The sequence below is a fragment of the Thermoanaerobacterium xylanolyticum LX-11 genome (assembly GCF_000189775.2).
In the GTDB taxonomy this organism is placed as follows: domain Bacteria; phylum Bacillota; class Thermoanaerobacteria; order Thermoanaerobacterales; family Thermoanaerobacteraceae; genus Thermoanaerobacterium; species Thermoanaerobacterium thermosulfurigenes.
On record NC_015555.1, the window covers coordinates 972,829 to 996,492 of the forward strand.

The following is a 23,664-nucleotide window of genomic DNA, read 5'->3' on the forward strand; positions in this document are numbered from 1 at the left end:
CAACCTCCTATTTTTTGTAATTTTTCTTGTAAAAATTTTTGCTTGTCACAAAAGCCTTATATGGCTTGTTGCGTATTATTATGTTTATTTCATTGCCAATGGTGGCAAATTGACTTTTTATTAACGCCATACCTATGTTTTTCTTTAGCGTAGGCGATAAATATCCTGTTGTCACATATCCGATCTTTTCGCCTTCTGCATAAACATCATAACCATGGCGCGGTATAGCATTATCCGCCATTTCAAATCCTACTATTTTCCTCTTAAGTCCTTCTTCTTTTTGATTTAAAAGAGCTTCTTTCCCTATGAATGATTTATCAAGTTTAACAAATGAACCTAATCCAGCTTCTAATGGTGTTATGTCATCAGAAAGTTCATTGCCGTATAGTGGAAGTCCTGCTTCGAATCTCAGCGTATCTCTGGCGCCTAAGCCTGCAGGCTTTATGCCAAGATTTTCTCCGACAGATAAGATTTTTTCCCACATATTTGCTACATATTCGTTTTTTAAAAATATTTCGAAGCCGTCTTCACCAGTATAACCAGACCTTGAAACAAGGCAATTTATTCCGTCTAAATCCATATAATCAAAATGGTAGTATTTTAAACTGTCTAAATCGTAATTTGTAATTTTCTCAAGTATTTCTTGAGATTTTGGCCCTTGCAAAGCAAGTTCTGAGATCTCCCCTGATTCATCTTTTATTTCTACATCAAAGCCATTTTTGTTTTCCCATAGCCATTTGTAATCCTTATCTATATTGCTGGCATTAACTACTAACATGTATTTTTCATAAGAAAATTTGTACACTAATAAATCGTCTACTGTTGTGCCATTATGATAGCACATAGGAGAATACATTGCTTGATTTTCAGTAATTTTTGTGATGTCGTTTGTAACCATGTAGTTTATGAATTTTTCAGAGTCCTTGCCTTCCACAATTATTTCACCCATGTGTGACACGTCAAAAAGACCTGCATTTTTTCTTACTGCTTCGTGTTCTTTAAGTATACTTTCGTACTGTACAGGCATTTCAAATCCTGCAAAATCTATCATCTTTGCACCATACTTTTTGTGGATGTCGTAAAGTGGGGTTCTTTTTAAGCTGTCCAATCGGATCATCCCTTCCTAACTAAATTTGTCAATAAAAAAGGAATATGAAGACAAATGTCATCATATTCCTCTGTATCATGACCTGAGAGTTTCTACCAAAAGGTATTGCCCCATCGGTGCCATATGGCTTTCCAGAGTCCCATCAAATAGCGATTAATTTGCCTGAGAGATTTTATGAAGCCGTGACCCACTTCATATTGCTCCTTCGGCCACCTTAAAAGGTGTCTCTCGCTATTCTCATCTGGATTTTATTAAACTCATAATGCTACTATAATTATAGTGCAGCAAATTTATTAATTCAATATAGGAGAAGAAGAATTAGATTTAAAATACTCCAGTATTCCATTAAATACTGCTAATGCAATTTTGCTTCTGTAGTCTATGTCTCTTAAATGTGCATCGTCTAATCTGCTGTTTTCTATGGCAGGTACAATTGTCACAATAGGTATTTCAAAAGGTTCATCGCTGTATTTTTTTGCATGTATTCCTAAATTGTTCAATGGAGATTTTCGCTCTACAGCTTTATTGAGGATTTCAGCAAGCCTTTTGGATTTGTTATTTTGTTCGTCGTAGTATATCTTAAATCCGCTTTCATCTTTTAAAGATGCTTCGGTTGCAAAACTTATTGCAATATCGTATTTTACATCATCATTTATGGCAATTGAGTCGCTGTAATTGCTTTCTATTATATGTGGCTTTGCATTTAGCGAATTCAACAATTCACTTACCTTTTTTGCGATATCGTTCATTGGCACTTGAGGTAAAAGATTTGTAGGGCTTTTAGTAGTTTTTTTATGTACAGGATTTAGTGCGATTTTTTTGCCTGATAAAATCTTTTTAAGTGGTGTTCTGTCAACGTAGAAATCTATCTTAGCGGGTACTCCATTTGACACTTTAATGTCGCTATCTGATTCCATGGACAGTTTGATCGTCGCCTCTACTTTTTTTTCATCCTGCTTCAATATGATCTTATCGATGATACCATCATCGACTGTATATGTTCCGACTGGCATATTCATGGAAGCATCTTTAAATACAATTATATAATCACCATCCGATTTTTCTACGCTGTATTCCGGAATATCTGTGTAAAAGTCAAAGCCTATCAGACTTTTATTTTCCTTTATACAGTTATTTGCGGCTTTTGTATCAAGCCTGATGTTTGTCAATATACTTTTCAAATAAAAGACCTCCTTCTTTCTTATATTGTTGACATAAATTTGATACATTTGTGATATAATTATTTATGTACAACCTTAATATATCACAACATCAAGAAAATGGAAATAAGTTTTATTGGGGGTTATATTAATTGACATACGGGAAAATTCCTATAAGGACCCATGTTATAACAAAAGATGACGATATAGTTGATGTGGTATCAAAATACACAAAAGACATTGCAGAAGAAGGGGATCTCATAGCCATTGCGGAAAGCGTTGTGGCTATTACCCAGGGAAGGGCTTATATGCCTGATGAGATAAAAGTGGGATTTTTGGCTAAAGTCTTATGCAGGTTTACGGGGAGAAATGGAAGCCTAACTTCGCCACAAGCCATGCAGTGTGCTATAAACGAGGTAGGTTGGCTTAGGATTTTTGTGGCTGCGCTTGTAAGTGCTATAGGTAAAATATTTAAGAAAAGAGGACTTTTTTTCAAGATAGCGGGGAGAAAAGTTGCGCTTATAGATGACGTGGCAGGAACCATGGCACCTTATCACGAGTACATAGTATTAGGACCTGCTGAACCTGATTTGGTATGCGATATGATAAAACAGAAAACAGGTATCGATACTGCTATAATCGATGCAAATGACTTGCATTGTGCTGATTGCATTGGCGCGTCTAAAGGTGTCTCAAAATCGTACGTTGAGAAGCTTTTTTTAGACAATCCGTCGGGAAATTCAGAACAGCAGACGCCTATTGTTGTAATTAAATCATATAAAGAACAAACCGCAGAGATTGCTGATGATACAAGATGTGAAAAAGAATTGCATGAGATTTTGCAAAATCAATAAATAATATAAAAATTACTGTAGCAAATTTTGTATTGCTTGATTTTGCTATGGTTTTTTATTTTGTAAAACCATGATTTTATGCAATAAATGAAGATTGCAAGACAAAATAAGCTATAAGATTGATAAGAAGAAGATTGTATAGCTTTAATTGAGGATAATAAGGCTAAATTCGCGCTTAACTATGCAGCAGAATAATGCTATACTGGAGAAAAATGTATGAGGTGATAGTTATGCCTTTATGAAGTGTTTTCACTTCTATAAAGTATTACTATATAGACTATGATTAAGAAGGAGGTGTGAAACCTGTTTGATACAGGTTTGCTGCTTTGAAAACAGATGATATATTTAGAATGACAGAAGATCAATTGTTTAAAGAATTAGACACATCTATAAAAGGCATTTCAAAAGAAGAGGCCAAAAAAAGGTTAGAAAAATATGGATACAACGAAATAAAAGAAGTCAAAAAGACATCCATGTTTTCAAGATTCATAGCAAATTTTACACATCTATTGGCAATTCTTCTTTGGATAGCCAGCATACTTTCTTTTGTAGGTGGCATGCCACAACTTGGATGGGCAATAATACTTGTAATAATTGTAAATGCTTTGTTTAGCTTCTGGCAGGAGTTTAAGGCAGAACAAGCGACAGAAAGCCTTAAGAAGATGTTGCCATCGTATGTGAAAGTCATAAGAGACGGTCAACAAGAACAAATATTAGCACGTGAATTAGTTCCAGGAGATGTTATATACCTTGAAGAAGGCGATCATGTGCCTGCAGATGCAAGGCTCATCGAAGCTTTTGAGATGAGGACTATTAATGCTGCATTGACAGGGGAATCAGAGCCTGTAAGAAGGACATCTGACGTTGTCTTAGACGATGATGTATCGCTTATACAAGCGCCAAATCTGGTTTTTATGGGGACAAATGTTGCGTCTGGTTCTGGAACTGCAGTTGTCTACGCTACAGGCATGAATACCCAATTTGGCAAGATAGCTTCATTGACACAGACTATAAGCGCAGAGCAAAGCCCGCTGCAAAAGCAGCTTACGAGAGTTGCAAAGGTGATAGCGTATTTGTCTCTTGTGATGGGAGTATTTTTCTTCCTTTTAGGCCTTTTGATGGGAAGATCTTTGGTTGATACGTTTATGTTTGCAATAGGTATAATCACAGCCAATGTACCTGAGGGATTATTGCCGACTGTGACATTAGCGCTTGCAATGGGTGTACAGCGAATGGCAAAAAGACATGCTTTAGTGAAGAAACTTTCCAGCGTTGAGACATTAGGCGGTGCAACGGTTATTTGCACAGACAAGACGGGGACACTGACGCAAAATGAGATGACTGTAAGGGAAATCTGGACTAAAGTGGCATATTACAATGTAAGTGGTGTGGGATATGAACCAAAAGGCGACTTTTATGTTGATGACCAAAAGGTAGATGTCAAAAATCTTCCTAATGAACTTTCATTGCTGTTAAAAATAGGTTTATTGTGCAACAACAGCCGATTAGTTAGGCCTACAGATGAGAACCCCTCCTGGGGAATAATAGGCGACCCTACAGAAGGCTCGCTGGTGGTGCTGGCAGAGAAAGCTGGATTTACATTAGAAGAGATGTTGAGGGAATATCCGAGAATATCTCAACTGCCATTTGATTCAAGGCGGAAAAGGATGACTTCCATACATAAGTATGGAAAAGAAATTTACGTATTTACTAAAGGTGCACCAAAAGAAACCCTATCAGTTTGCAATTACATTTTAAGCGATGACGGCATCAAAAAATTGGAGCAGTCGGATATAGATGATATAGTTAAACAAAATGATAAATTTGCTGAATCGGGCCTTAGAGTGCTTGCAATGGCATACAAAAAAATAGATAATGAGATTAAAGAATATAGCATCGAAAATGTGGAAAACGACTTGATTTTTGTAGGCTTAGTTGCAATGATGGATCCGCCAAGGCCTGAAGTCGAATTGGCTGTCAAACAGGCACACAAAGCTGGCATAAAGATCATCATGATAACAGGTGACTATGGATTGACGGCTGAGTCAATCGCAAGAAGGATAGGCATAGTGAAAGGACCAAGGCCAAGGATAATAACAGGCAATGAATTGGACAAGATGTCTGACGAAGATCTGAAGAAAGAATTGAAGAATAAGGAGATAATATTTGCCAGAGTTGCTCCAGAACACAAGATGAAAGTTGTGGCTGCTTTGAAAGATATGGGTGAAGTGGTGGCTGTTACAGGTGATGGTGTCAACGATTCGCCTGCATTAAAGAAAGCCGATATAGGCATTGCAATGGGAAAATCAGGAACAGATGTGGCAAGAGAAGTGGCTACGATGGTCCTGACAGATGATAATTTTGCCAGCATTGTAAATGCCATAGAAGAAGGCAGAGCAGTTTACGACAACGTCAGGAAGTTTATAACGTACATCTTTGCACACTTGACACCAGAGGCAATACCATATATCTTGTTTTCACTGTTTAATATTCCTGTACCTATAACGGTAATGCAGATATTGGCTATAGATTTAGGTACTGAGACGTTGCCAGCTCTTGCTCTTGGCGTGGAGCCGCCTGAGCCCGGTGTCATGGATAGACCACCTAGATCGCCAAAAGAAAAGCTTCTGAATTTGTCGTTGTTTTTAAGAGGCTACGTGTTATTGGGCATAATAAGCTCAATAGCTGTTCTATCTGGATATTTCTGGGTTCTGTACAGCGGTGGATGGCATTGGGGAATGACGCTTCCTCTGTCTGACCCATTGGCAAGAAAGGCTGCTACAATGAGCTTTTTGGGGATAGTCATTATGCAGGTGGCAAATGTATTTGCATGCCGTACAGAGGTTGCTTCAATGTTCAGTGTAAGTTTCTTCAAAAATAGATTGCTAAACATTGGTGTGGTCTTTGAGCTGGTTTTAACTGCGCTGCTTATATATGTTCCGTTTTTGCAGAAGATATTTGATACGTATCCTGTGCCATTTAAGAATTGGCTGTTTTACGTGGCGTTTATGCCATTACTCATAGGTGCTGAAGAGATAAGGAAGTATATACTTCGCAGGAAAATTGCATCAAATCAAAAGGAGGTGAAAGGCTCTATATGAGCCTGATTTATGAATATAATTGTTGCTGGATGCGGCAGGCTTGGAGCTGAGTTGGCACAGATGTTAGATTCAGATGGCTATAGTGTCGTAGTCATAGACAAAGACGTAAATGCCTTTAAAAGATTGAAGCCTTCTTTTAAAGGAAAGTTCATTGAAGGCGTTGCTTTTGACAAGGCTACTTTAATAAAAGCAGGTATTGAACATGCAGATGCTGTTGCATCAACTACAAACGGTGATAACACTAATATCGTTACGGCTTTGATTGCAAAAAAGAAATTTAATGTTCCTACTATTGTGGCAAGGATATATGACCCCATAAGAGCTGAAATATACAGAAAAATGGGCATAAATACTGTATCTCCTACATTATGGGGTGCAAATAAGATGAAGGATTTGATTTGTCATCCTGATCTTTTTAGGATTTCGTCATTTGGCAGTGGCGAAGTGGAAATAGTAGAGACAGAAGCTTCAGCTTATTTGGATGGGCGTTACGTAAAAGATTTAGTAATTCCGTCAGAAGTGAATGTAGTCAGCATAGTAAGAGATGGCATCGCTATAATTCCAACACAAAGCACAGTTGTGAAAAAAGGAGATAAGATATTTATAGCCGTTACAGCTTTTGGAAAGACAAAGATGAAACAGATGTTTATGTAAATATTGGTAAGGAGGTGAAAAAACCTGACGGAAACAATAAATATGTTTCCAAATTGCAGGTTATAATCATGTCAATAATGATCGTTGGTGCTGGTAGATTGGGCTTATATCTTGCTCAATTGATGAATGAAAGGCAAGAAAAAGTTGTCGTGATTGAAAAAGATGAATCAAAGATTGATAAACTAAGGAAAGAATTAAAGTGTGACATAGTGATTGGAGATGGCTGTAATTCGGATGTTTTAAAAAAAGCTGGAATAATAGGAACGGATATTGTTGTCGCTGCCACAGGGCATGATGAGGACAATCTTATAATTTGTCAACTGGCAAAATACGAGTTTGGCGTATCGAGAGTAGTATCCAGGATAAACAATCCAAAAAATGACTGGCTTTTTACTAAAGATATGGGAGTAGATGCGGCTGTAAGCAGTGCCAGGATAATTGCAAGGTTAATAGAAGAAGAAGCTGAAATAAGCGGGCTTACAACCATAATCAATCTTTCAGAAGGGAAAATCTCTATCGTAAGGAGCATCATTGAAAGAGGCTCCAATGCTGCCAATAAAATGATAAAAGACTTAATGTTGCCGAATAACTGCGTTATCATGTCGGTAGTAAGAAACAACAAAGTTTTGCTTCCAAACGGTAGCACATACATCTTACCGGGTGATGAGGTCTTAAGCGTCGTAAGCGATGAGAGCAAGGAAGCATTAAAAAATATTTTTGATGCAGAGTAAGAAAGACTTTTGCACAAATGACTGAATATGTCATAGTGCAAAGTCTTTTTTTTATACAAAAAACAATTTGAGGCTTTAACTGCTTTTTACGATCAGCTATGATTAATACTAACTGGTCAATAAAAAATATAAAATATTTTTTAAAAACATGAAGGAATTTTTTATTCAGTGTAGAAATAATACTTTAGTAAACATATTAATTAAATAAATTATTAAAGGAGATGGTCTAATTGAATTCCTATCTACTTATCATCTATGGAGTTGTTATTATTGCAGCTCTTGCCATCATTGGTTTTATTAGGTTTATTTTCAGTCAAGACAAAGGTGACGAGAAGATGCAGCAGATCTCAGACTCCATAAAAGAAGGTGCAATGGCTTTTCTAAACAGGCAGTATAAAACGATAACAGTCCTTGCACTGATAGTTGCTGTCTTAATTATAATTGCCAATTACTATGGACATCAGGCAGAAGGTGTTGGCTCTGCCATAAGCTATGCATGGCATGTTGGATTGGCATTTATATCTGGAGCTTTGTGCTCTGCTATATCCGGCTACATAGGCATGTACATGGCAGTAAATTCAAATGTAAGAGCAGCCAGTGGCGCAAGAAAAGGTCTTAATAAGGCTTTACAGATCGCTTTAAGAGGTGGGGCTGTTACAGGCCTTGCAGTTACAGCATTATCACTTTTTGGCGTGGCAACTTTGTTTTTCGCTTACGGTGGGGCATCTGGTCAGCAGGAATTAGTTAAAAATGCTCCATCATTGATAGTAGGCTTTGGCTTTGGCGCTTCTTTTGTTGCGCTTTTCGCACAGTTAGGTGGTGGTATATACACAAAAGCTGCTGACGTAGGGGCTGACCTTGTCGGCAAGGTAGAAGCAGGCATTCCAGAGGATGATCCAAGAAATCCTGCAGTAATCGCTGATTTGGTTGGCGATAACGTCGGAGATTGTGCTGGTAGGGGAGCCGACCTGTTTGAATCAACAGCCGCTGAAAATATAGGCGCTATGATTTTGGGTGTAGGCTTGTATCCTGTCTTTGGATTAAAGGGAATATTGTTCCCACTTGTAGCACGTGCAATAGGAATAATCGCTTCAATTATCGGCATTGTATTCGTAAACACAAAAGACGAATCAAAAGATCCTATGATTGCTTTAAACAAAGGATATTTTGTGACAACGATAATAAATATAATTGTGCTTTTCTTCGCTGTTAAAATTATGTTATCAGGTCATCTTTCAAATGGAAATAGCGTAAATTATCTGCTTCTATATGGTGCAGCAGTTGCAGGTATACTTTTAAGCTACGTATTTGTATTTTTGACAAATTACTACACATCTATGAGTAAAAGACCAGTTCAAGAGATCGCAAAGGCTTCAACAACCGGTGCTGCGACAAATATAATTACAGGTATTTCTGTAGGTATGGAGTCTCCGGCACTTCCTGTACTGTTTATTTCAGCAGCAATAGTTATTGCATATAGGCTTGGTCAGCTTGCACTTCCTAATATAGCAACAGCAGGCTTCTACGGTACTGCTATAGCTACAATGGGAATGCTGTCTACAACTGCTTATATATTAGCAATGGATACTTTTGGCCCTATTACTGACAACGCAGGTGGAATCACTGAAATGTCCGAAGCACCTGAGTCAGTAAGGCTTGTAACAGATAGGCTTGATGCATGTGGAAATACGACAAAGGCGTTGACAAAAGGCTATGCAGTAGGATCTGCAGCGCTGGCTACATTCCTCCTTTTCTCTGCATATCTTGATGAAGTTAAGAAAATACTTGGCAAACCTATCGATTCTTGGTTTGCTGTAGACATAGGCAAACCAGAGGTTTTCATAGGAGCATTTATAGGTGCTATGATAGTATTTCTCTTTAGCTCAACAGCTATAAGAGCTGTTGGTAAAGCGGCACAATACGTCATACTGGAAGTCAGAAGGCAATTTAAAGAAAACCCAGGTATTATGGAAGGCACATCAAAGCCAGACTACGCGAAAACAGTTGATATAGTTACAAAAGGTGCATTGAAAGAGATGGTTATCCCCGGTCTTATAGTCGTTGTGGCGCCTATCTTAGTTGGTATTTTGCTTGGCAAAGAATCTGCAGCAGCGTTTTTGATGGTTGGCACTATATCTGGTGTAATAATGGCTTTGTTCTTGAATAACGGTGGTGGTGCTTGGGATAACGCTAAAAAATATATTGAATTAGGTAATTACGGTGGCAAAAAGTCTGAAGCCCATAAAGCAGGTGTTGTAGGCGATACAGTCGGTGATCCATTTAAAGACACTGCAGGTCCATCATTACACGTTTTGATAAAGCTTATAAGCACTATCACGCTTGTGTTTGCATCCTTGTTTAGATAAAAAGATCTATGCTAAGGTGGAGTTTAATGCTCCACCTTTTTTAATTGTCTTGAGCTCTGAAAAATTTTATTGACCGAAGGGTGTATTAATGATATACTATATATTGATATATCAATACAATCAAACACAATATATAGAGCTAATATTAGAAAATTTCAGATATGTTTGCTTATTTGGTTAACTTTTAAGTGGGATTTTAGTGGATCATTTTTACAGATGATAATTAATGGAGGGTTTGAAATTGGATAAAAATATGAAAGTAATTAAAAGAAATGGCAAAGAAGAAGAATTTGACAGAGCGAAGATTGCAAATGCTGTTAATAAGGCGTTTGAAGCTGTCGGCGAAGGGGAATACAATGATGCTTTAAAGGTAGCTGAAGAAGTTACAGAGTACATAGGAAATAATTTTGAAGGGTGCGCAAGTGTAGAGGAGATTCAAGACATTGTAGAACAATTTTTGATAAAACATGGATTTGCAAAGGCAGCGAAAGCTTACATATTGTACAGAAAACAACACCAAGACATAAGAGAATTTAAAAATATGTTTATGGACATTGAAAAAATGGTGGACGAGTATATAGGCAAGTTAGACTGGAGAGTAAATGAAAACAGCAATATGAGCTATTCTCTCCAAGGCTTAAACAATCACATAGCAAGTACGATAACGGCCAATTACTGGCTGAATAAAATATACCCAAAAGAAGTAAGAGATGCCCATGTGAATGGCGATTTGCACATTCATGACTTAAGCCTTTTATCTGTGTATTGCTGTGGATGGGATTTGAAAGACCTCCTCGTATCTGGATTTACCGGTGTAGAGGGAAAGGTGCAAAGTAGACCTCCAAAGCATTTTAGATCTGCTTTAGGACAGATAGTGAACTTCTTCTATACACTTCAAGGAGAAGCCGCAGGTGCACAGGCATTTTCTAATTTTGATACTTATTTGGCACCGTTTATATATTATGACAAGCTTTCGTATAAAGAAGTAAAACAATCTTTGCAAGAATTTATATTTAACATAAATGTCCCAACAAGAGTAGGTTTTCAGACTCCATTTACAAATATAACGATGGATCTGGTGGTGCCAGATATACTGGCTGACGAACCTGTCATAATAGGCGGTAAAGCCATGAATAGATCGTATAAAGAATTTCAGAAGGAAATGGACATGCTTAATATGGCTTTTGCTGAGGTTATGATGGAAGGGGACGCAAATGGAAGGATATTCACATTTCCAATACCAACTTACAATATAACGAAGGATTTTGATTGGGAAAGCCCCGTCATCGATAAAATAATGGAGATGACTGCAAAATACGGATTGCCGTATTTCAGCAACTTTGTAAATAGCGATCTAAACCCAGAGGATGCAAGGTCAATGTGTTGTAGGTTAAGGCTTGATAATAGAGAGCTTAGAAAGCGTGGAGGCGGTCTTTTTGGAGCAAATCCACTGACAGGATCGATTGGCGTTGTAACGATAAATATGCCAAGGATTGGGTATTTATCCGATTCAAAAGAAGAGTTTTTTGAGAGATTAGGAAAGCAAATGGATGTAGCAAGAAAGAGCCTTGAGATAAAGAGAAAAGTGCTGGAGAATATGACTGAAATGGGTCTTTATCCATATTCTAAATTTTACCTAAGAGATATAAAGATGAGATTTGGCTCATATTGGCAGAATCACTTTAATACCATTGGTTTAATAGGAATGAATGAGGCGCTTTTGAATTTCATGGGATGCGACATTACGAGTGAAAAAGGCAGAAATTTCGCATTGGAAGTTTTGGACTTCATGAGAAATAGATTGGAAGACTATCAGATAGAATCAAATTACCTTTACAACCTTGAAGCATCGCCTGCTGAAGGTGCGTCGTACAGATTGGCAAAAAAAGACAAAGAGTTATACAAAGACATCATCACTGCAGGAGGAGATGTGCCGTATTACACTAATTCTACGCAGCTTCCTGTCGACTTTACAGATGACATATTTACAGCCCTTGATTTGCAGGACGAACTTCAGACAAAATACACAGGCGGGACAGTATTTCACGGTTTTTTAGGTGAAAACATAAGCGATCCTGATACATGCAAAGCATTGGTAAAAAAGATAGCCTACAATTATAGGCTTCCTTATTACACAATAACGCCGACATTTTCAATATGTGACAACCACGGCTACATATCAGGAGAGCATTTTAACTGTCCATATTGTGGCAATGAATGCGAAGTATACAGTAGAGTTGTGGGATACTACAGGCCGCTTCAAAACTGGAATGAAGGCAAAAGAGAGGAGTTTTCTGACAGGAAGGAATTCGTAATATGATGTATGATTATTTGCCTGTGTCTATGGTGGATTATCCAGGCAAAGTAGCTGCGACGGTATTTGTAAGTGGATGTAACTTTGTTTGCCCATACTGTCACAATAGCCAGCTTATTAAATCTAAAAAACCTGTTAAGAGTGAAGCTGAGTTTTTAGAATATCTGGATAAAAGAAAAAATCTAATAGATGGCGTTTGTATAACAGGTGGTGAACCTACGCTGTGGGATGGCTTATATGACTTTATTAAGGATATAAAGGATTTAGGGTTTAGCGCTAAGCTTGATACCAACGGATCCCGCCCGGATGTAATAGAAAGGCTTTTAAACGATGATTTGGTAGACTACATTGCCATGGATGTAAAGGCACCTAAAAATAAATATGGGTTATTTGTAAAAAACAATGAAGATATAGAGAGAATTGTAAAAAGCATTGATTTAATTAAAAACTCTGGGATAGATTATGAATTCAGGACGACTGTAAATGACAAAATAATTAGTTTAGAAGATTTTTCGTCAATTGGTGATTTGATTTCTGGCAGCAGAAGATATGTGCTTCAAGCCTACAAATATTCTGACGGTGTCTTAGATAAAGACTTGTGCGGTAAACAACCATGTGATATTGAATTTTTGAATGGGATAAAAGAGATATTAAAAGACAAGGTAGATGAGATATTGATAAGGTAAAAAAGAGGAGATTTTCTCCTCTTTTTTTTGGGAAAAATTATGGAAGATGTATAATTTTATTAGATGAGTTACAGGAAGTTCAATTAAAAATTTATTAGGGGGATTTTTATGGACAAGAATTTGTTAGGTACCAACATCGTCACACAGATAGGCATAATAGTAAAGGACATTGATGAAGCATCAAAGACTTTTGCAGACTTTTTTGGAGTTTTAAAGCCTAAGTGGAATTGGACAGATGGTTACGAGAAGTCACACGCAGAATTTAGTGGGAAACCATCTGATGCTCGTGCAAAGCTTGCTTTTTTTGATATGGGGCAAGTTCTCTACATAGAGCCATAAACAATCTTGGCAGTGTAAATCTTAGATTCTTAGATATTGATGAGTTGCAAAAGGAATTATATAATTATATTTATTAATCATGAAGATGTTGATGTGAAGATTGATGCGAACATTTCTGGAAGAGTGAAAGATATAATAAGCAATAAAGAATTTGATTTGGAAAATTTCGTGATAAAAGCCGATGAAGCAGTTGCATTTTTGATGTAGAAGGGGGTATTATAATGTTTAGGCTAAGGAGGCTTACAGACAAACCAATATTGTCGCCTATAAAAGAACATGAATGGGAAAGAAAAGCTGTATTCAATGCCGCAGTTATATATGAAGATCATAAGTTTCACCTTTTTTACAGAGCTTCTAACAATGGATTCGTATTAAACACAGAGAAGCCAGAAGAAAAGCATAAATTTGTGTCATCAATAGGCTATGCGATAAGCAATGATGGCATCAATTTTGAAAGATTTGACAAGCCTATTATAGTAGGTGAGACAGAGCAGGAAGCATGGGGTGTTGAAGATCCCAGAGTGACAAAAATTGATAATAAATATTACATGCTTTATACAGGTTTTGGCGGAAAAAGTTGGGATGATTTCAGGATATGTATGGCTGCATCTTATCACTTGAAAAATTGGGAAGGACATAGAGTAGTTCTTGACGAACCAAACAAAGATGCAGCACTTTTGCCTGAAAAAATAAACGGGAAGTATGTCATGTTTCACAGAAGAGAACACGATATTTGGATAGCATATTCAGATGATTTGATAAACTGGACTAATCATAAGATAATAATGAAGCCTATTGAAGACACATGGAAGTCTAAGAAGATTGGCATAGCAGGGCCTCCTATAAAAAGAGATGATGGATGGCTTCTTATCTACCACGGAGTCGACAAAAACAATGTATACAGGTTAGGTGCAGCACTTTTAGATTTAAAAGATCCTTCAAAAGTGGTAGCAAGGCAGAAAGAGCCTATTTTAGAGCCTGAACTTGATTGGGAAAGAGAAGGTCTTGTGCCAAATGTAGTTTTTAGCTGTGGTGCAGTTGAAGCAAATGGAATGTACTACGTTTATTACGGTGGTGCAGATACACATATAGGTGTCGCAGTAGTAGAAAAAAATAAAATATCATTTTAAGGAGTGGATAAATTGATAAAGCTAAAAAGGCTAAGCGACAAACCAATTTTAGAACCAGTGACAGAGCATGAATGGGAGAGAAAAGCTGTATTTAACTGTTCTGCAATATACGACAATGGATTGTTTCACCTTATCTACAGAGCGACGGACTTAGGACCACACAAAAAATACGGAAAATATATATCAAGGTTAGGCTACGCTGTAAGCAAAGATGGAATTAACTTTATGAGGCTTGATAAACCTGTTTTAAGTAATGACGTAGAACAAGAGCTAAGAGGGTGCGAAGACCCAAGGATAGTTAAGATTGACGATACGTACTACATGATGTATACAGGCTTTGGAGATAGGACAGATGATGACTACAGAATATGCCTTGCGACTTCAAAAAATTTAATAAATTGGGAGAGAAAAGGTGTTGTTTTAGATGAGCCAAACAAAGATGCTGCGCTTTTTCCAGAAAAGATAAATGGCAATTATGTAATGTTTCACAGAAGGTATCCGGATATATGGATAGCATACTCCAGCGATTTAAAAACATGGTTTGGCCATAAATCAATAATAAAACCTATCAAAGGAACTTGGGAAAGCTCAAGGGTAGGTGTGGCTGGACCACCTATAAGGACTAAAGATGGATGGTTTCTCATTTACCATGCTGCAGATGACGACAATGTCTATAGATTAGGTGCAGCACTTCTCGACATAAATGATCCATCGATAGTTTTAGCGAGGCAAAAAGAGCCAATTTTGGAACCTGAACTTGAATGGGAAAAGAACGGCTTTATATCAAATGTGGTCTTTAGCTGTGGCAATGCGGTAAGAGGCGATGATATATTTGTCTATTATGGTGGCGCAGACACTGTAATAGGTGTAGCGTATATAAATATGAATGATATAAAATTTGATTAAAACTAACCCCCTCACATCAAGAGTATATGTGATGTGAGGGGGTTAGTTTTATTACAGTGATTAATTCAATTAAGAAAATACAGAATTATCTTGAATATATCAAACGGTTGACATATTTAGAAATGCATGATATAATAAAACCATAATAAAAAGCTTTACAAAAAGCTTTAAAATAATTATGGAGAGGAGATCATCATGAAGAGAAAAAAATTATTATCAATGATTGTATCGTCGGCTTTGATACTTTCACTTGTTGCAGGTTGTGGCACGACGAACAACAACACATCAGCTAAAAGTAATACATCATCTAAGAGCTCTGAAACCGTTAAAATTACTTTTTTAAATTCAAAAGGCGAAATAGAATCACAGTTAGAAGCTGCTGCTAAGCAATTTACAAAAGAAAATTCAAATATTACAGTAGATGTAATTCCAGTGCCTGCAGGACAATCTCCTTTTGAAAAAGTCACTTCCATGTACGCTTCTGGTAATGCTCCTACTTTGGCTATGCTTGATCCTGGTGATGTTGCGAAATTTAAAGACAAATTTTTAGATTTAAGCAATGAAAAGTGGGTATCTGATGCAGTATCAGGTGCATTAAATGTTGCGACTATAGATGGTAAAGTTATGGCTTTTCCTTTTGCAATAGAAGGATATGGTTTTATATACAATAAAGCAGTTTTAGATAAAGCTTTTGGAGGTAATTTTGATCCGAAATCAATAAAAACAAGGAATGACTTGGAAAATGCCTTTAAGAAAGTTGAAGCGAGTGGTGTGAAAGCACTGGAAATTTCTCCAATGGATTGGTCATTAGCAGGACATTTTTTACCTATTGCTTACGCTGATCAATCAAAAGATCCTGCTCAAGTAGATAAATTTATATCTGATTTAAAAGCTGGTAAAGCTGATCTAGCAAATAATAAAGTATTTAACGGTTTAATGGATACGTTTGACATGATGAAAAAGTATAATTTAGATAAAAATAATCCTATGGCACCAACATACGATAAAGGTCCTCAAGTTATTGGACAAGGACAAGTTGGCTTTTGGTTTATGGGCAACTGGGCATGGCCTCAGATAAAGACATTTGATACAGCAAATGGTCAATATGGATTTGTACCTGTGCCAATAAGTAATGATCCAAATGACTATGGCAATTCTGGAATACCAGTTGGTGTTACTAAATTTATAGGAATAGACAAAACACAAAACAACCAAGCACAGCAGGATGCAGCGAAAAAGTTCTTGAATTGGTTAGTATACAGTCAGTCAGGACAAGATGCGCTTGTGAATCAATGTAGTGTAATTCCAGCATTCAAAAATATCAAGCTTGTGCCAAATGATCCATTAGCAAAGTCAATTGAGCAATATATAACTGAAGGAAACACATTAGAATTTATGACAACATTACCATCTGATCATTGGTCAAAATTAGGTGCTTCAATGCAGAAATATTTATCTGGAGTTACAGATAGAAAAGGCTTAATCAATGATATTGAAAGCTACTGGAAAAGTGTACAATAAATAATTTTACTGAATAACGGATGGAATGTTCTATCCGTTATTCAGCATTATTCAATGTTATGGAGGATTTAATATGAATATGGAGAAAAATTTCTTGAGTAGACTAAAGACATACTTGATATTTGCTGGGCCTGTGACTATTGCTTTTTTTACAGTAGTAATATTGCCGTTTATATATGGAATATATCTTACTTTTACTGACTGGAACGGTATTTCGGCCACACATTCATTTGTTGGATTTCAAAACTATTTACAAGTGTTTAAAGACAAAGTATTTTGGACATCTTTTTTGCTTACTTTAAAGTACGTATTTTTTTCTGTAATACTAATTAACGCTATTGCTTTCTTTTTAGCGTATTTGTTGACAAGTGGTATAAAAGGACAAAACTTTTTTAGAGCGGGATTTTTTACTCCTAACTTAATTGGAGGTATATTGCTTGGCTTTATTTGGCAGTTTGTATTTTCAAATATCCTTGTCTACATTGGTCAACATTTTAATTTGCCTATATTTAGTGCATCTTGGCTTACTGATCCCAATAAAGCTTTTTGGGCGTTGGTTATTGTAACTGTATGGCAATACTCTGGATACATGATGGTAATATATATTTCGGGTTTTATGAATATTCCCAGAGATCTATTAGAAGCCGCAAGTATCGATGGTGCAAATTCATATCACAGGCTTAAAAATATAATTCTTCCATTAATGGTACCGTCATTTACGATAAGTGTTTTTCTAACATTACAGAGAGGTTTTATGGTATATGATATAAACTTGTCATTAACAAACGGTGGGCCGTATAAGAGTACAGAGTTGATTTCAATGCATGTTTATAATACTGCCTTTTTGAGTCAGCAGTATGGTATTGGCCAAGCAGAAGCGTTTTTCCTATTTGCTGTAGTTGCAATTGTCACTTTATTGCAAGTGTATTTTAGCAAGAAGATGGAGGTGGAAAGCTGATGAAAAGAAAAGAATATATATTAAATGGCATAAAACTGATATTTTTAAGCATAGTATTTGTACTATATATTTTTCCATTTTTTATTGTATTAATTAATTCATTTAAAGAAAGAAAAGACATATTATTAAATCCTATGATGATACCAAATAAGCTAAATTTAAGCAACTATGTTGATGCATATACAAAGATGGATTATCTGCATGCATTCGCAAACTCGCTAATCATTACAGTGTTTAGCGTTGCGCTGATAACATTGTTGTCATCAATGACAGCTTATATATTCGTGAGGAGGAAGTGGAAGTTCAACCAATTTATGTTTTTCTTTATGGTTGCATCTATGATTATTCCGTTTCAAGGCATAATGATACCACTTGTAAAAATATATGGTTCGATAGGGATGATGGACAATAAATGGTCTTTAATCTATATGTATATTGGTTTTGGTGCATCATTAGCTGTTTTCATGTACCATGGCTTTATAAAAAGCATACCTGTAGAGTTAGAAGAAGCAGCGACGATCGATGGGTGTAGCCAACTTCAGACATTTTTTAAAATTGTCTTTCCACTTCTAAAACCGACGACAGTAACTATCGCTATATTGGATATTTTATGGATTTGGAATGATTTTTTACTACCGTATTTAGTTTTAATATCACCTGACCAGAGAACATTGCCATTATCTGTTTTCTACTTTTACGGGACATACACAATTGAATATGGTCCTGCAATGGCAGCATTAATGATTGCGACTATTCCTGTAATAGTTGTATATCTGATAATGCAAAAACAGATTATAAAAGGTGTTTTACAGGGTTCAATTAAATAATAAAGGATGAATTGAATGAGCAAAATTAACAATGCGAATGAGTTTATAAGACGTAGTAAAGAAAAGTTAAAGCAAATGTACAGATTGAAATATCATTTAATGGGTGAATATGGGTGGATAAATGATCCAAACGGATTTGTTCATTTTAAAGATAATTACCATTTATTTTATCAACACTACCCATATGATGCTGCTTGGGGACCAATGCATTGGGGTCATGCTGTAAGCAAAGATTTGATTAAATGGACTTATTTACCTGTAGCTTTAGCACCTGATAAAGACTATGACAAAGATGGATGCTTTTCTGGAAGCGCTATCGAAAAAGATGGGAATTTATATCTTATTTACACAGGACATATATATACTAAGAAAGAAAAAAATGATGATTACAAACAAGTTCAAAATATGGCCATATCAGTAGATGGCATTACCTTTGAAAAGTATGAAAGAAATCCGATAATAGATGTAGCACAGATTCCAGATAAAGCCAGCAAGAAAGATTTTAGAGATCCAAGAGTCTTTAAAATAGATAATACCTATTATCTTTTAATTGGCTCTAATGATGAACATGGAATTGGGCAGGCTCTAATGTATAAGTCAACTGATTTAGTAAAATGGGAATTTGTAAACATTCTTTTAAATGGCAATGAAAGTACAGGCATTAATTGGGAATGTCCTGACATAGTCAGATTTGATGATAGAGACATTTTATTTGTATCAGCACAGTACATGAGACCTAATGGTATTTATTTCAAAAATACTCATTCTTCTATCTATTTTATTGGCAAGTTAAATGTAGATGAAGGGAAATTCGCATATACAGATTACTACTTGGTTGATTATGGATTTGACTTTTATGCACCACAGACGACTGTGGATAAGCATGGTAGAGTTATAATGATAGCTTGGATGAACATGTGGGAGACAGATTTGGTCACGAATCGTCTGGGCCATAATTGGGCTGGTGCTATGACGCTTCCTAGAGAAGTTATAAAAATAGGTGAGGAGATATACTTTAAGCCAATATCAGAGATAGTTAAGTACAGGAAAAATGAATACAGTTTGCAAGACATAGAATTAAATGGTGAAGTTGATCTTGAAACGAATGGAATATGTTATGAGATTGATGCTGAATTTGAACCACAAGATGCATATGAATTTGGAGTTAAGGTATTTAAGGGAAAGTGCGAAGAGACTGTTTTGTCATATAATTGCCGTGAAAGATTATTTACATTTAATCGAGAAAGATCCGGCATTGGTCCTAAAGGAGAGAGAAAGGCAGAAGTTGATCTAATAGATGGTAGATTAAGGCTTAGTATTTTTGTGGATGTATCGTCTGTTGAAGTTTTTATAAACGGTGGGAAAAAAGTAATGACTGGGAGAGTTTACCCTGACAGTCAGTCTGTAAATATTTCATTGTTTTCTAATGGACTTTGCAAAGTTGTGAATTTTAAAAAATGGGATATAGAGTAAGTTATAAACTATTCGAGGTGGTTTATGTGTATGATGTAGTGGCGTTAGGAGAGTTGCTGATTGATTTTACGCCTGCTGGAAAATCAGAAAATGGGAATACACTGTTCGAAATGAATCCTGGTGGAGCACCTGCTAATGTTTTGACTGCAGTAACGAAATTAGGCGGCAAATGTGCTTTTATTGGGATGGTTGGCGATGATCAATTTGGGCATTTTTTAAAGCAGGTCCTTGATAAAAATATGATTGAAACAAGAGGTTTAAAAAATACTGTTCATGCAAATACAACATTGGCATTTGTTCATCTGGATGAATTAGGTGATAGGAGTTTTACATTTTACAGAAATCCAGGTGCTGATGTGATGCTTAGCAGTGAAGATATCGATAGAACACTAATAGACGAAAGTAAAATATTTCATTTTGGCTCATTATCATTAACAGATGAACCTTCAAAGACTGCAACTTTAAATGCTTTAATGTATGCAAAACAAACTGGAAAAATAATATCTTATGATCCGAATTGGAGACCGACGTTGTGGAAAGACGAAATATCAGCAAAAGAAGTGATATTTTCTCCACTTAAATATGTAGATATAGCAAAGCTGTCATTGGAAGAATTGTATTTTTTGACTGATGAATCAGATATTCAAGTGGCCAGCAGCAAGCTGTACGACATGGGAATAAAGCTTGTATTGGTGACATTGGGAAAGGATGGTTGCTATTATATATATTCATCAGGTTCAGGACAAATACCTGCATTTTTTGTAGATGTAGTTGACACTACAGGAGCAGGTGATGGATTTTTGGGAGGAATTCTTTATAACATATCGAAAATCGGATGTCCAATAGAAAAAATTAGCCGTAGCGATATGGAAGAAATAATCAGGTTTTCTAATGCAGTTGGCGGGCTATGCACTACAAAAAAAGGAGCTATTCCCGCTATGCCTTCTATGGACGAAGTAAAAAAATTGTTATCTTAATTTATAAATCTAAATGATGGAGGATAATCATGTTTAATTTTAATGACAAGATTGTGTTTGACGATAAAAAGTATGATGTATTGACAGTTGGAGAAATGTTGGTAGATATGATTTCTACAGATTATGATGATGATTTTGAGTGTGATACTTATAAAAAATATTTTGGAGGCTCACCTGCAAATATTGCTATAAATTCTAAAATGTTAGGTATAAATTCAATTATTGTTTCATCGGTTGGCAATGACGGACTTGGAAAGTTTTTATTAAAAAAATTGCAAGAACACCATATTGAAATTAAATATGTAAGACAAGTCGACTATTCCACAAGCATGGTTCTGGTTACAAAAAGCAAAAGCAGTCCCACACCAATATTTTACAGAGATGCAGATTATCATATTGAATATTCAGATGAGCTAAAATACTTAATTGAGAACACAAAAATAGTTCATTTTTCTAGCTGGCCTATATCGAGAAATCCGTCAAGGAGTACAGTGGAGATTTTGATTGATGAATGTAAAAAACACGATGTTTTAGTATGTTATGATCCTAATTATCATTCCATGATCTGGGAAAGAGGTCACGATGGAATAGAATATATAAAATCTTTAATAGCAAAAGTTGATATTATAAAGCCATCTGAAGATGATGCAGAAAGGATTTTTGGCAAAGATGCACCAGAAGATCAGCTTAAAAAATTTTTGGACCTTGGTGCTAAATTAGTGATTCTTACATTGGGGAAGGATGGGGCAATAGTTTCAAACGGAAAAGAAACAATTAGATTTAATACGTTAGCAGATGAAGTTGTTGATACTACTGGTGCAGGTGATGCATTTTGGTCAGGGTTCTATAGTGGTTTGATAAAAGGATATACTTTAAAAGAATCATTGGAATTAGGATTTGCAGTCAGCGCATATAAACTAAGGTATGTAGGAGCAATAGTTGATTTGCCAGACATTGATACAATAAAGTCTATTTATGATTTAAAAAAAACTGAGGTGGTATTAAATGGCGCTTAATAATAAAGTACAGCTAATAACTTATCCAGATTCATTGGGCGGTGATCTAAAAACTTTAAATGATGTATTAGAAAAATATTTTTCTGATGTATTTGGCGGTATTCACATTTTGCCGCCTTTTCCATCATCTGGTGATAGAGGGTTTGCACCAATAACATACAGCGAGATAGACCCTAAATTTGGATCATGGTACGACATTAAGAAAATGGCTGATAATTTTGATATTCTTTTAGACTTAATGGTTAATCATGTATCAAGAAGATCTATTTATTTTCAGGATTTCTTAAAAAAAGGAAGAATGTCAGAATACGCTGATATGTTTATTACATTGGATAAACTTTGGAAGGATGGCAAACCTGTCAAAACCGATATAGAAAAAATGTTTTTGCGAAGGACTTTGCCATATTCAACATTTAAAATAGAAGAAACAGGAGAAGAAGAAAGAGTTTGGACGACTTTTGGAAAGACAGATCCATCAGAACAAATCGATTTGGATGTCAACTCACATTTAGTAAGAGAATTTTTATTAGAAGTCTTTAAAACATTTAGCAATTTTGGTGTTAATATAGTCCGACTTGATGCAGTAGGATATGTAATAAAAAAAATGGGAACTAGCTGTTTCTTTGTGGAACCGGATATATACGAATTTTTAAACTGGATAAAAGGACAAGCAGCATCTTATGGAATAGAACTGCTTTTGGAGGTACATTCGCAATTTGAAGTACAATACAAATTGGCAGAGCGTGGATTTTGGATTTATGATTTTATTTTGCCGTTTACTGTTCTTTATACTTTAATAAACAGATCAAATGAAATGTTGTATGATTATCTAAAAAACCGTCCTATGAATCAATTTACAATGTTGGATTGCCATGATGGAATTCCTGTAAAACCTGATTTGGATGGACTTATTGATACGAAGAAAGCTAAAGAAGTGGTCGATATATGTGTGCAAAGAGGTGCGAATCTAAGCCTTATATACGGAGATAAATATAAATCAGAAGATGGTTTTGATGTACATCAAATTGGGTGCACATATTATTCAGCATTAAATTGTGATGATGATGCATATTTAGCAGCCAGAGCTATTCAATTTTTTACACCAGGTATACCACAAGTCTATTACGTAGGTCTTTTAGCTGGAGTAAATGACTTTGAAGCAGTAAAAAGGACAAAAGAAGGGCGAGAGATAAATAGACACAATTATGGTTTAAATGAAATAGAGGAATCAGTTCAGAAAGACGTCGTTCAGAGATTACTAAAGTTGATCAGATTTAGAAATAGATATGAAGCTTTTAATGGAGAATTTTTAGTAGAAGACTGTAAAGATGATGAAATTAGGCTTACTTGGGAAAAAGATGATAAACATTGTAGTTTATTCATAGATTTGGGGTCATACAGGACAATCGTTAATTATGTAGATGAAAATGGAAAAGATGTGGAATATATAGTGTAAATATTTTTGTTGTTAAAGCAAGTTTACAAGCGATATTGTAGACTTGCTTTTTGATTGCTATTGCATTTTAGATTGTACTTCTATGCC

The 23,664-nt window shown here is 35.8% G+C and carries 19 protein-coding genes and 2 riboswitches; of the genes, 17 read left to right on the forward strand and 2 right to left on the reverse strand.

The features are described 5' to 3' along the window. Positions 1-7: 7 nt before the first annotated feature. Together gcvT and THEXY_RS04785 are read right to left on the reverse strand one after the other, a co-directional pair. Positions 8-1,108 carry a glycine cleavage system aminomethyltransferase GcvT gene (gene gcvT, locus THEXY_RS04780; RefSeq protein WP_041592076.1) on the reverse strand — a complete coding sequence of 367 codons (1,101 nt, stop codon included), beginning with the start codon at positions 1,106-1,108 and terminating at the stop codon, positions 8-10. Positions 1,109-1,176: 68 nt separating this feature from the next. After that, positions 1,177-1,245, reverse strand: a riboswitch (glycine riboswitch). Positions 1,246-1,248: 3 nt separating this feature from the next. Continuing rightward, positions 1,249-1,349, reverse strand: a riboswitch (glycine riboswitch). Between the two features lie 52 nt (positions 1,350-1,401). Next, the gene (locus THEXY_RS04785) at positions 1,402-2,289 is read right to left on the reverse strand and encodes an N-acetylmuramoyl-L-alanine amidase family protein (RefSeq protein ID WP_013787705.1); all 888 of its coding nucleotides are present in this window, start codon (positions 2,287-2,289) and stop codon (positions 1,402-1,404) included. Between the two features lie 131 nt (positions 2,290-2,420). Here THEXY_RS04785 and THEXY_RS04790 point away from each other — a divergent pair, with 131 nt between their 5' ends. The 17 genes from THEXY_RS04790 (at position 2,421) to gtfA (ending at position 23,577) form a co-directional block, all read left to right on the forward strand. Then, complete coding sequence (locus THEXY_RS04790; protein ID WP_013787706.1) at positions 2,421-3,122, forward strand: coenzyme F420-0:L-glutamate ligase; 702 nt, start codon at positions 2,421-2,423, stop codon at positions 3,120-3,122. A gap of 326 nt (positions 3,123-3,448) precedes the next feature. Then, on the forward strand, positions 3,449-6,223 hold the full coding sequence (locus THEXY_RS04795; protein ID WP_013787707.1) for a cation-translocating P-type ATPase: 2,775 nt from the start codon (positions 3,449-3,451) through the stop codon (positions 6,221-6,223). Positions 6,224-6,232: 9 nt separating this feature from the next. Beyond that, a complete protein-coding gene (locus THEXY_RS04800; RefSeq protein ID WP_013787708.1) occupies positions 6,233-6,877 on the forward strand; it encodes a potassium channel family protein in 645 nt (214 codons plus the stop codon). 68 nt (positions 6,878-6,945) lie between these two features. Continuing rightward, positions 6,946-7,608: a potassium channel family protein gene (locus THEXY_RS04805; protein ID WP_013787709.1), complete on the forward strand. Its 663-nt coding sequence runs from the start codon at positions 6,946-6,948 to the stop codon at positions 7,606-7,608. A gap of 230 nt (positions 7,609-7,838) precedes the next feature. Further along, positions 7,839-9,974 carry a sodium-translocating pyrophosphatase gene (locus tag THEXY_RS04810; protein ID WP_013787710.1) on the forward strand — a complete coding sequence of 712 codons (2,136 nt, stop codon included), beginning with the start codon at positions 7,839-7,841 and terminating at the stop codon, positions 9,972-9,974. 226 nt (positions 9,975-10,200) lie between these two features. Then, the gene (locus tag THEXY_RS04815; protein WP_432416173.1) at positions 10,201-12,294 is read left to right on the forward strand and encodes a ribonucleoside triphosphate reductase; all 2,094 of its coding nucleotides are present in this window, start codon (positions 10,201-10,203) and stop codon (positions 12,292-12,294) included. Then, positions 12,291-12,974 carry an anaerobic ribonucleoside-triphosphate reductase activating protein gene (locus THEXY_RS04820; protein WP_013787712.1) on the forward strand — a complete coding sequence of 228 codons (684 nt, stop codon included), beginning with the start codon at positions 12,291-12,293 and terminating at the stop codon, positions 12,972-12,974. The genes THEXY_RS04815 and THEXY_RS04820 overlap by 4 nt, the downstream gene beginning before the upstream one ends. Positions 12,975-13,082: 108 nt before the next feature. Continuing rightward, entirely contained in the window at positions 13,083-13,313 is a 231-nt protein-coding gene (locus THEXY_RS04825) for a VOC family protein (RefSeq protein ID WP_013787713.1), read from the forward strand. 221 nt (positions 13,314-13,534) lie between these two features. Continuing rightward, positions 13,535-14,443 (forward strand): beta-1,2-mannobiose phosphorylase, encoded by a 909-nt coding sequence (locus THEXY_RS04830; protein ID WP_013787714.1) that lies wholly within the window; start codon positions 13,535-13,537, stop codon positions 14,441-14,443. A 12-nt stretch (positions 14,444-14,455) separates the two neighbouring features. Further along, positions 14,456-15,349, forward strand: coding sequence for a 1,2-beta-oligomannan phosphorylase (locus tag THEXY_RS04835; protein WP_013787715.1), 894 nt, complete (start codon positions 14,456-14,458; stop codon positions 15,347-15,349). A gap of 195 nt (positions 15,350-15,544) precedes the next feature. Continuing rightward, the gene (locus tag THEXY_RS04840) at positions 15,545-16,870 is read left to right on the forward strand and encodes an ABC transporter substrate-binding protein (RefSeq protein ID WP_013787716.1); all 1,326 of its coding nucleotides are present in this window, start codon (positions 15,545-15,547) and stop codon (positions 16,868-16,870) included. Between the two features lie 73 nt (positions 16,871-16,943). Next, positions 16,944-17,828 carry a carbohydrate ABC transporter permease gene (locus THEXY_RS04845; protein ID WP_013787717.1) on the forward strand — a complete coding sequence of 295 codons (885 nt, stop codon included), beginning with the start codon at positions 16,944-16,946 and terminating at the stop codon, positions 17,826-17,828. Then, a complete protein-coding gene (locus THEXY_RS04850; protein WP_013787718.1) occupies positions 17,828-18,655 on the forward strand; it encodes a carbohydrate ABC transporter permease in 828 nt (275 codons plus the stop codon). The genes THEXY_RS04845 and THEXY_RS04850 overlap by 1 nt, the downstream gene beginning before the upstream one ends. 15 nt (positions 18,656-18,670) lie before the next feature. Beyond that, complete coding sequence (locus tag THEXY_RS04855) at positions 18,671-20,128, forward strand: glycoside hydrolase family 32 protein (RefSeq protein WP_013787719.1); 1,458 nt, start codon at positions 18,671-18,673, stop codon at positions 20,126-20,128. A 26-nt stretch (positions 20,129-20,154) separates the two neighbouring features. After that, on the forward strand, positions 20,155-21,105 hold the full coding sequence (locus tag THEXY_RS04860; protein ID WP_013787720.1) for a carbohydrate kinase family protein: 951 nt from the start codon (positions 20,155-20,157) through the stop codon (positions 21,103-21,105). A 29-nt stretch (positions 21,106-21,134) separates the two neighbouring features. After that, positions 21,135-22,121, forward strand: coding sequence for a carbohydrate kinase family protein (locus THEXY_RS04865; RefSeq protein ID WP_013787721.1), 987 nt, complete (start codon positions 21,135-21,137; stop codon positions 22,119-22,121). Beyond that, entirely contained in the window at positions 22,111-23,577 is a 1,467-nt protein-coding gene (gene gtfA / locus THEXY_RS04870) for a sucrose phosphorylase (protein WP_013787722.1), read from the forward strand. The genes THEXY_RS04865 and gtfA overlap by 11 nt, the downstream gene beginning before the upstream one ends. Positions 23,578-23,664 lie beyond the last annotated feature (87 nt).